Source organism: uncultured Maricaulis sp., assembly GCF_963976135.1.
Classification (GTDB): domain Bacteria; phylum Pseudomonadota; class Alphaproteobacteria; order Caulobacterales; family Maricaulaceae; genus Maricaulis.
The window spans coordinates 1-4,731 of sequence record NZ_CAXBKN010000143.1 but is presented as its reverse complement, the minus strand read 5'-3'; the positions used below and the strand labels follow the sequence as shown (position 1 = coordinate 4,731).

The following is a 4,731-nucleotide window of genomic DNA, read 5'->3' as shown; positions in this document are numbered from 1 at the left end:
TACGAGACCCTGATTGCGCCGAAGCGTTAGGCGCCCTTCGGCGCCGGCGTCTTGTCCTTGAAGCGGCACAGATCGGCAATCGGGCAGCGCCAGCATTCCGGTTTTCTCGCCTTGCAGATATAGCGACCGTGCAGGATCAGCCAGTGATGTGCGCCCTTCATATAGGCGGCCGGCACGATCTTCATCAGCCGGGCCTCGACCTCTTCCGGAGTCTTGCCCGGCGCCAGTCCGGTGCGGTTGCCGACGCGGAAGATATGGGTGTCCACCGCGATGGTCTCCTCGCCGAAGGCCTCGTTGAGCACGACATTGGCGGTCTTGCGCCCGACCCCGGCCAGCGCTTCGAGCGAGGCGCGGTCATGGGGCACCTGGCCGCCATGACGCTCGACCAATTGCTGCGACATGATGATGACATTCCTGGCCTTGTTGCGGAACAGGCCGATCGTCTTGATACGGTCGCGGACATGATCTTCGCCGAGCGCCAGCATTTTTTCCGGCGTGTCCGCTTCCTCGAACAATAATTTCGTCGCCTTGTTGACCCCGACATCAGTCGCCTGCGCCGACAGCGCGACGGCGACGAGCAGGGTGAAGGGGTTCACATAATCCAGCTCGGTCTTCGGTTCGGGACGGTCCTGGGCCAGGCGGGCGAAGATATCGAGCGCCTGCTCGCGGGTCAGACCGCGCGGGGCCCGTTTTTTCGGTTTCCTGGACGGGGTCTTTGCGGGTGTCTTGCTCATGGCCTTCTGTCTAGCGCGGTCCGCCCGCCGGCGTCATGCCGTTTCTTGCGTTAGCGCGCGGTCGCCACCAAGAGCCAGATGGCGACGCCGATCAGCAGTAGCGACAGGGCGCGCTGGAAAATGCGGTGGCGTCCTGGCTCTTCGAGAAAATGGCGGGCGCTGCCGGCCAGCATGACGATGCCGAGATGGATCAGGGTGGCGATCGAGACCGAGATCACGGCCAGCACGGCCGCCTGAGGCGCCACGGGAGCGTCGGGCCGGATGAATTGCGGGAAGACGGAGACGTAGAACAGTGCGGCTTTGGGGTTGAGGGCGTTGACGAGGAAACCGTGCGCGAAATAACGCAAATAGCCTTGATTGGCGTCGACCGAGGGCACATCATCGGCATCGCGCCAGCCCTGGATGCCGAGATAGATCAGGAAGGCGACACCGGCCCAGCGCAGCGTCTCGTACAGCCAGTCGACCCGTTCAAGCAGGGCGCCAAGGCCTAGCGCGGCTGCGGCCGCAACCACGGTCAGGCCGAGCGCTACGCCGGCCACCGCTGCGAAGCCGGCGCGCCGGCCCTCGCTGGCGCTGAGCACGGCCAGCCAGGCCATGTTCGGCCCCGGCGTCAGCTCGATGACGAGGACGGTGAATGCGAAAGTAGCAAGGGCGGCGAGGTCGAACATGAGCCCTGATTACGCAAGCTGTGCGGATACGTCACCTGTTGCTGTGGGCGAATGCGGCGCTTAGTGCAGAAATGCCGGGTTTGGCCGGGCCTCTGTTTCCGGGCTTTTGGGGGCAATAGGCCGGGCGGTCAAAGATTTTCTCTATGGCTTGTTCGGATACTTTCGATTGGAGTTATGGGTCGCAATCCGGCATCGTCAGATCATAGCGTCAGAGCGTTCGCGTAAGGAATTCACCACGAACCATGATCGGAGATCACATGGACGGCGAAAGCAAATGCCCGGTAATGGGCGCATCCCAGCGACACACGGCAGCCGGATCGGCCAATAATGGCGACTGGTGGCCGGAACAGCTGAATCTTCAAATCCTCCGCCAGAATTCCAGTCTGGCCAATCCACTCGATCCGGATTTCGATTACGCCGAGGCGTTCAAGAGCCTCGACCTGAAGGCGGTCAAGCAAGACCTCTACGCCCTGATGACGGACAGCCAGGACTGGTGGCCGGCTGATTATGGCCATTACGGCCCCTTCTTCATCCGCATGGCCTGGCACAGCGCCGGCACCTATCGCATCAGCGATGGCCGCGGCGGTGCCGGCTCCGGCTCGCAGCGTTTTGCGCCGCTCAATAGCTGGCCCGACAATGTCAATCTCGACAAGGCACGCCGCCTGCTCTGGCCGATCAAGCAGAAATACGGCCAGAAAATCTCCTGGGCCGATCTGATGGTTCTGGCCGGCAATTGCGCCCTGGAATCGATGGGCTGTCCGACTTTCGGCTTCGCCGGTGGCCGCTCCGATATCTGGGAACCGGAACAGGATATCTATTGGGGTCCCGAGAGCACCTGGCTTGGCGATGAGCGCTATAGCGGCGATCGCGACCTGGAAGACCCGCTCGCAGCCGTGCAGATGGGCCTGATCTACGTCAATCCGGAAGGCCCGAACGGCAATCCCGACCCGGTCGCTTCCGGCCGCGATGTCCGCGAGACCTTTGCCCGCATGGCGATGGATGATGAAGAGACCGTGGCGCTGGTCGCCGGCGGTCACACTTTCGGCAAATGCCATGGGGCCGGCGATGCCGCCCTGGTCGGACCGGAGCCCGAAGCGGCGCCGATCGAGCAGATGGGGCTGGGCTGGAAGAGCTCATATGGCAGCGGCAAGGCCGGCGATGCGATCGGCAGCGGCATTGAAGGCGCCTGGAAAACCAACCCGACGAAATGGGATATGGGCTATCTCAATATTCTGTTCAAATATGAGTGGGAATTGTCAAAGAGCCCGGCCGGCGCCCATCAATGGCATCCCAAGAATTGCGAAGAGGCCGACATGATCGTCGATGCCTTCGATCCGTCGAAGAAACACCGTCCGATGATGACGACGGCTGATCTGTCTTTGCGCTTCGACCCGATCTATGAGCCGATTGCGCGGCGATATCAGCAAAACCCCAAAGCCTTCGCCGACGCTTTCTCGCGCGCCTGGTACAAGCTGACCCATCGCGATATGGGCCCGGTCTCGCGCTATCTCGGGCCGGAAGTGCCCTCCGAGGAGCTGATCTGGCAGGATCCGGTCCCCGAACCCGATCACAAGCCGATTGGCGGCAAGGATATCGCCGCGTTGAAGGCCAAGATCCTCGCATCCGGCCTCACCACCGCCCAGCTGGTCCAGACCGCCTGGGCCTCGGCCTCGACCTTCCGTGGCTCGGACATGCGCGGCGGTGCCAATGGTGCCCGCATCCGGCTCGCTCCGCAGAAGGACTGGGCCGTCAATCAGCCGGCCGAGCTGGCCAAGGTTCTGGCAAAGCTGGAGGAGATCCGCAAAGCCTTCGGCGAGAAGAAGGTCTCCATGGCTGATCTGATTGTGCTCGGTGGCTGTGCAGCGGTTGAAGCTGCCGCCAAACAGGCGGGGCATGATGTCACTGTGCCCTTCGCACCGGGCCGCACCGATGCGTCCCAGGCGCAGACCGATATCGACTCCTTCGAGCCGCTCGAGCCGAGATCGGACGGTTTCCGCAATTACCTCGGCAAGACGGCCGACCGGCCAGCCGAGGAAATGCTGGTCGACAAAGCCCAATTGCTCACCCTGACAGCGCCGGAAATGACGGTTCTTCTCGGTGGCATGCGCGTGCTCGGTGGCAATTTTGGCGGCACCAAGCATGGCGTCTTCACAAACCGGCCCGGCACGCTCAGCAATGACTTCTTTGTCAATTTGCTGGATATGGGCACGACATGGGAGCCGGTCGCCGGATCGGACGATCTGTTTGAAGGGCGTGACCGCAAGACCGGCCAGGTCAAATGGACGGGAAGCCGCGTCGATCTGGTCTTCGGATCCAACTCGCAATTGCGCGCCCTGGCCGAAGTCTATGCCGCCTCGGACTCGAAAACCTCCTTCGTGCGCGATTTCGTCAAGGTCTGGGACAAGGTGATGAATCTCGATCGCTTTGATCTGGCCTGATCCGCGCCGGCATATTCAAGACACGATCCAAGGAAAGGGCGGGCCGCAGGGCTCGCTCTTTTTCTTTGCGCGGGCCGCCCCGGTGTGGACTGCGCTGAAACGTCACCTGTCGCGACGCGCCGGGCCGGGCTTGAATGGCCTCATGGCAAGCCTTGTCGAAACCTGGCCCGCTTCGAGCGATGGCGATGCGCCCGCCGCCGGGCCCTTCACCATGGATGCCGAACTCGCCCCCAATCGCTCCCTGCCCAATCCGGCCTTCAAAGTCCTCATTCTGACCGTGGCCGGGGTTTCCTTCCTCTCCGGCATCCTCTTCGTCTCGATGGGGGCCTGGCCGGTGATGCCGTTTTTCGGGCTCGATGCGCTTCTGGTCTGGTTCGCTTTCCGGGTGTCTTATCGCGATGGCCGTTTGCGCGAATATGTCCGCGTCGATGCGCGCGATATCGAGGTGACGCGCCAGCACCCGACCGGGCATGTGCGCCGCTACCGCCTGCCGACCGGCTGGGCGCGGCTGCAGCATCTCAATGCCGGCAAGCATGACGCCCAGGTGGCCATCGGCTCGCACGGGCGCTGGCTGGTGCTGGGCGCATTTCTCAGCCCGAAGGAGCGCGATGAATTCGCCGCCGCGCTGGGGGATGCGATTGGTCGCGCCCGCCGCTTTATGCCGCAAGAAACGGGTGGCGAGCCGGGCTGAGCGGCCTAAACTCTCCCCATGACCGCTGAAATCTACACCCTCGACGCCGCCGCCCGCGATTTTGATCGCGTCTCCGCCGCCCTCGCCTTTCTCGGTGACCATTGGCAGGACCATCCCGACCTGGATGCCGCTGCCCGCGCCGCCGGTCTGTCGCCGCACCATTTCCAGCGTGTCTTCACGCGCTGGGTCGGGGTCAGCCC

At 63.2% G+C, this 4,731-nt stretch carries 4 protein-coding genes and 1 pseudogene; 3 read left to right on the top strand and 2 right to left on the bottom strand.

Features of this window, described 5'->3' with window-relative positions; all coding sequences use genetic code 11:
• Positions 1 to 26: 26 nt before the first annotated feature.
• Both nth and AAC023_RS13650 read right to left on the bottom strand, forming a co-directional pair.
• Positions 27 to 734, bottom strand: a complete 708-nt coding sequence (gene nth, locus AAC023_RS13655) for an endonuclease III (protein WP_339741747.1) — start codon at positions 732 to 734, stop codon at positions 27 to 29.
• A gap of 50 nt (positions 735 to 784) precedes the next feature.
• Positions 785 to 1,402, bottom strand: coding sequence for a LysE family translocator (locus tag AAC023_RS13650; RefSeq protein WP_339741746.1), 618 nt, complete (start codon positions 1,400 to 1,402; stop codon positions 785 to 787).
• 257 nt (positions 1,403 to 1,659) lie between these two features.
• On the opposite strand from AAC023_RS13650, the gene katG reads away from it, so the two are divergent.
• The 3 genes and pseudogenes from katG to AAC023_RS13635 all read left to right on the top strand — a co-directional run.
• Positions 1,660 to 3,840 (top strand): catalase/peroxidase HPI, encoded by a 2,181-nt coding sequence (gene katG / locus AAC023_RS13645; RefSeq protein WP_339741745.1) that lies wholly within the window; start codon positions 1,660 to 1,662, stop codon positions 3,838 to 3,840.
• A 142-nt stretch (positions 3,841 to 3,982) separates the two neighbouring features.
• Entirely contained in the window at positions 3,983 to 4,531 is a 549-nt protein-coding gene (locus tag AAC023_RS13640) for a DUF2244 domain-containing protein (RefSeq protein ID WP_339741744.1), read from the top strand.
• Positions 4,532 to 4,549: 18 nt separating this feature from the next.
• Positions 4,550 to 4,731 (top strand): annotated as a pseudogene (locus AAC023_RS13635) (6-O-methylguanine DNA methyltransferase); the annotation flags it as partial.

What these genes read in the sequence shown, in the direction of transcription:
- nth (WP_339741747.1), bottom strand. Translation starts at nt 734, where the DNA reads ATGAGCAAGACACCCGCAAAGACCCCGTCCAGGAAACCGAAAAAACGG.
- AAC023_RS13650 (WP_339741746.1), bottom strand. Translation starts at nt 1,402, where the DNA reads ATGTTCGACCTCGCCGCCCTTGCTACTTTCGCATTCACCGTCCTCGTC.
- katG (WP_339741745.1), top strand. Translation starts at nt 1,660, where the DNA reads ATGGACGGCGAAAGCAAATGCCCGGTAATGGGCGCATCCCAGCGACAC.
- AAC023_RS13640 (WP_339741744.1), top strand. Translation starts at nt 3,983, where the DNA reads ATGGCAAGCCTTGTCGAAACCTGGCCCGCTTCGAGCGATGGCGATGCG.